Genomic DNA, 4,294 nt, shown 5'->3' with positions numbered 1-4,294 from the left:
TATGTCTTACCAGAATCCAAGTTAGGCCGTGCTCTCAAATACAGTTTGGATTATGAGTCCACATTCAAAACTGTACTGGAGGATGGACGTCTCGTTCTATCCAATAATTTGGCAGAAAGAGCAATCAAATCCTTAGTAATGGGACGCAAGAATTGGTTGTTCTCCCAGAGTTTAGAGGGAGCAGAGTCTAGTGCGATTATCATGACTCTAATTGAGACAGCCAAACTCCACCAAGTGGACAGTGAAAAATATATAGTTTTCCTACTAGAACATTTACCAAACGAGGAGACTCTCGAAAAAAAGGAGGTTCTAGAGGCTTATTTACCATGGGCAAAACAAATACAAGAGCATTGTCGTTAAAGAAACCTCCAAGATTCAAAGCAAGCTGCTTACAATCTTGGAGGTTTTTTGATGTACCCTGTTATTGGGCGCTTACGAAAATTCCACAAAAAACACAAGATATAGTAGAGATTGCATAAATCTCACTAGATATTGATTTTTGTTTTGTGAAGTGATAAACTAGTTTTCAGTTCATGAAAGGGAGGTAGAACAGATGATGAAACCTGATGACAGAATCCAGCAACTACTTGTAAAGAAGCGGGATGGTCGAACGGTTCCTTTCGAGAGTGAGAAATTGTATCGAAGCTTGGAATCTAGCAATCAGAATGTGACTTCCCCTCTGAGGCCAGCTGAATTAAAGCAGCTCCAGCAAGTAATCGAGCAGGAGCTCCTTGGTGAGTCTGTGTGTTCTGTGGAGAGAATCCGAGACCTGCTTGCGACCATACTCTTGCAAGTCCAGCAAGAGGAGTTGTTAGCTGCTTATCGTCGCTATGCCCGTCAAAAAGAGCAGGAGCGTCTGGCAGCCCTGGATATTAATCAGGCTGTGCAACAGTTATTGGATAAGGATAGTCGCCTGGTTCATGAAAATGCCAATAAAGATGCGGAGGTCTTTAATACCCAGCGTGATTTAACTGCAGGGATTGTTGGGAAGGCCATTGGCCTCAAACTGTTGCCGTCACACGTTGCCAATGCCCATCAAAAAGGGGACATCCATTTTCATGATCTGGATTATCAACCCTATACACCCATGACCAATTGTTGTTTAATTGATTTTGAAGGGATGTTGGCGCAAGGTTTTAAAATTGGCAATGCAGATGTCGAGAGTCCAAAATCGATCCAAACAGCGACCGCTCAAATTTCGCAGATTATCGCCAATGTTTCTTCCAGTCAATATGGGGGCTGTTCGGCGGACCGACTTGACCAAGTTTTAGCCCCCTATGCAGAGCTGAATTTTCAGAAACATTTACAGGAGGCTGAGCAATGGGTTCAGGAAGGCAAGGTCGAGGATTATGCGCGTGAAAAAACAAAAAAAGATATTTACGATGCCATGCAGTCTTTGGAGTATGAAATCAATACTCTGTTTACCTCCAATGGGCAAACTCCGTTTACCTCATTAGGGTTTGGTTTGGGGACGTCTTGGTTTGAGCGGGAAATTCAAAAGGCCATCCTGCAGATTCGGATCAAGGGATTGGGGCGAGAAGGGCGAACAGCTATTTTCCCCAAATTGATTTTTACCTTAAAAAAGGGACTTAATTTAGAGCCCGACAGTCCGAATTATGATATCAAAGAGTTGGCGGTGGAATGTGCGACCAAACGAATGTATCCAGATATTCTATCTTATGATAAAATTGTAGAATTAACAGGTTCTTTTAAGGTCCCCATGGGTTGCCGCTCCTTTTTACAAGGCTGGACCGATCAAGCGGGTCGCGAAGTCAATGCGGGGCGTATGAACCTTGGTGTGGTAACCGTTAACCTTCCCCGCATTGCCTTGGAGTCTAAGGGAAATCAAGCGATTTTTTGGCGTTTGTTTCTAGAACGGATGAAGCTGGCTGAGGATGCTCTAGTGTATCGGATAGAACGGGTCAAGGAAGCCAAACCGGCTAATGCTCCCATTCTTTATCAATATGGGGCTTTTGGTAAACGCCTGGCCAAAACAGAATCTGTGGATCAACTATTCAAGAATAAGCGAGCAACGGTTTCCCTAGGCTATATTGGGCTTTATGAGGTCGCAACTGTGTTCTACGGTGGAAGCTGGGAACAGCTTCCGGAAGCCAAGAACTTTACAGTTGAAGTAGTTGCTAAAATGAAGGAATTTACGGAGGCCTGGTCTGAAAAATACGGCTACCATTTTTCGGTCTATTCAACACCATCCGAGAGTCTGACCGATCGCTTTTGCCGTCTGGATACTGAGAAGTTTGGGATAATCGCAGATATTACGGACAAGGGTTACTACACCAATAGTTTTCACTATGATGTTCGGAAAAATCCTAATCCCTTTAAAAAATTGGACTTTGAGAAAGTCTACCCAGAAGCAGGAGCTAGTGGTGGCTTTATTCATTATTGTGAGTACCCTGTATTGCAACAAAATCCCAAGGCCTTGGAGGCAGTTTGGGATTATGCCTATGACCGCGTGGGTTATCTGGGGACCAATACGCCCATTGATCGGTGTTACGCTTGTGGTTTTGAAGGAGATTTTGATCCAACAGATAGGGGCTTTGAGTGTCCCGTTTGCCGGACAAGCGACCCCAATTTTGTAGATGTCGTCAAGCGAACTTGTGGCTACTTGGGCAATCCCCAGGCCCGTCCTATGGTTCAGGGACGCCATAAAGAGATTGCTGCGCGTGTGAAACACATGAATAGTTCTAGTTTATAGGAGAAAAATATGAAAAAAGAAACATCTAAACTTCGGTTACGCCGTCCAACTTTAGCGGATAAAGAGACTGTTCTGGCTATGTTTGCGGAATTTCAAGCCAGTGGCAGTGCGATGGATGGTGGTTATTATGAAGAAGGGCAAGATTTTGTAAGCTGGGTGGAGCAAAATCGAGATCATGAGTTGGGTCTAAACCTGCCGGATGGTTTTGTTCCAGCCATTCAATATGTTAGCTTTGATGAAGAGGGGCAAGCGATTGGCTTTCTCCATCTACGTCTGCGCTTGAACGACTACCTCTTGAATATGGGTGGTCATATTGGTTATTCAATTCGTCCTAGTCAACGCCGCAAGGGCTATGCCAAGGAACAGCTCAAACAAGGCTTGCAAGAAGCTCTCAGTAAGAATATCGCCCGCGTTTTGGTAACCTGTGATGAGAATAACGAAGGGAGCCGGCGAACTATTTTAGCTTGCGGTGGTGTTTTGGAAGATAGCCGTGAAGGGGTTGAACGCTACTGGATTGAGGTCGAGGATGCGCAATCCTAAGCCGCAAGAGTGGAAGAGCGAGGATTGGAGCCAGGGAAAAATCCTGGATTATAAGGCCTTTAACTTTGTCGATGGTGAGGGGGTTCGCTGCTCCCTCTATGTTAGCGGCTGTCTTTTTCATTGCAAAGGCTGTTACAACCGTGCTAGTTGGTCATTTGGGGCAGGGATTCCCTATACCCAGGAACTGGAAGAGCAAATTTTGCAGGACCTTGCCCAGCCCTATGTTCAAGGTCTAACCCTTTTGGGGGGAGAACCCTTTTTAAACACCGGAACCCTTCTTCCTTTGGTTCAAAAAATCCGTCAAAAATTGCCGACCAAGGACATCTGGTCCTGGACAGGTTACACCTGGGAGGAGCTGATGCTGGAGACAGCGGATAAGCGTGAACTGTTGGAGCAACTGGATATCTTGGTGGATGGTCGCTATGATGCTACCAAAAGGGACCTGAGTCTCCAATTTCGAGGCTCTTCCAATCAACGGATTATCGATGTCCCCAAATCTCTCCAAGCCAAGCAGGTGATCCTCTGGGAAAACTTGCAACACTAAAAGTCCGCGAATGAACTGACCGCCCCAAATCCAGGGCGGTTTCTTAGTTTTCTAGAATTTAAATAAAACGGCGGAGTTTTTATTTTAGGGTCGGGTTTAGGGTCGGGTTTTTTCAAAAAGTTATAGAAAGTTATAAGAAGGAATTAGGAAGGATAATAGAAAAAACCTTGATTTCTCAAGGTTTTCATGAAGTTATAAGAAGTTTTAGAAACTTATAAGGGTTCTTTGTCAAGTTGTGTGGAATCCCTGAAAACTGACAATATAGAATAAAGACAATCTTCCTTCCTCCCCTCCTTAGAGGGGAGGGATTTTTAGATAGAGTGGACAGCAGGAGTCTGCATCCAGTAAATTCTGGCAAATAGATGCTCATGTTTTCGAAATCCGAAAGCAGAACGTTTCAACAACTTAATCTTATTATTGGTTCCTTCAACGAGACCGTTATTGTAGGGTACCGATAAAGCCAAGCGTATACTTTCTTCCTTTTTCAAAAGAAAAGC

Annotated in this window: 5 protein-coding genes; 4 read left to right on the top strand and 1 reads right to left on the bottom strand. The window is 44.4% G+C overall.

The window, feature by feature from the left end; all coding sequences use genetic code 11:
• The 4 genes from E5983_RS08605 to nrdG form a co-directional block, all read left to right on the top strand.
• Positions 1-360, top strand: a 360-nt coding sequence (locus E5983_RS08605) for an IS66 family transposase (RefSeq protein WP_160332181.1), incomplete at its 5' end; no start/stop codon positions are given.
• 193 nt (positions 361-553) lie between these two features.
• Positions 554-2,713, top strand: a complete 2,160-nt coding sequence (gene nrdD / locus E5983_RS08600; RefSeq protein WP_160333430.1) for an anaerobic ribonucleoside-triphosphate reductase — start codon at positions 554-556, stop codon at positions 2,711-2,713.
• Between the two features lie 9 nt (positions 2,714-2,722).
• Entirely contained in the window at positions 2,723-3,253 is a 531-nt protein-coding gene (locus E5983_RS08595) for a GNAT family N-acetyltransferase (RefSeq protein WP_160333429.1), read from the top strand.
• On the top strand, positions 3,240-3,797 hold the full coding sequence (gene nrdG, locus E5983_RS08590; RefSeq protein WP_160333428.1) for an anaerobic ribonucleoside-triphosphate reductase activating protein: 558 nt from the start codon (positions 3,240-3,242) through the stop codon (positions 3,795-3,797). Before E5983_RS08595 ends, nrdG begins: the two co-directional genes overlap by 14 nt.
• Before the next feature lie 311 nt (positions 3,798-4,108).
• On the opposite strand, the gene E5983_RS08585 is transcribed toward nrdG, so the two are convergent.
• Positions 4,109-4,294: transposase (locus tag E5983_RS08585; protein WP_160332058.1), on the bottom strand; the 186-nt coding region annotated here is incomplete at its 5' end.

Source organism: Streptococcus danieliae (genome assembly GCF_009767945.1).
GTDB classification, from domain to species: Bacteria; Bacillota; Bacilli; order Lactobacillales; family Streptococcaceae; genus Streptococcus; species Streptococcus danieliae.
Note: the sequence above shows the minus strand (reverse complement) of the source record. Positions and strands in the feature narration are given on the sequence as shown.

Bases quoted from the DNA above. Each gene is read 5' to 3' on its own strand.
- nrdD (WP_160333430.1), top strand. From the start codon at position 554: ATGATGAAACCTGATGACAGAATCCAGCAACTACTTGTAAAGAAGCGG.
- E5983_RS08595 (WP_160333429.1), top strand. From the start codon at position 2,723: ATGAAAAAAGAAACATCTAAACTTCGGTTACGCCGTCCAACTTTAGCG.
- nrdG (WP_160333428.1), top strand. From the start codon at position 3,240: ATGCGCAATCCTAAGCCGCAAGAGTGGAAGAGCGAGGATTGGAGCCAG.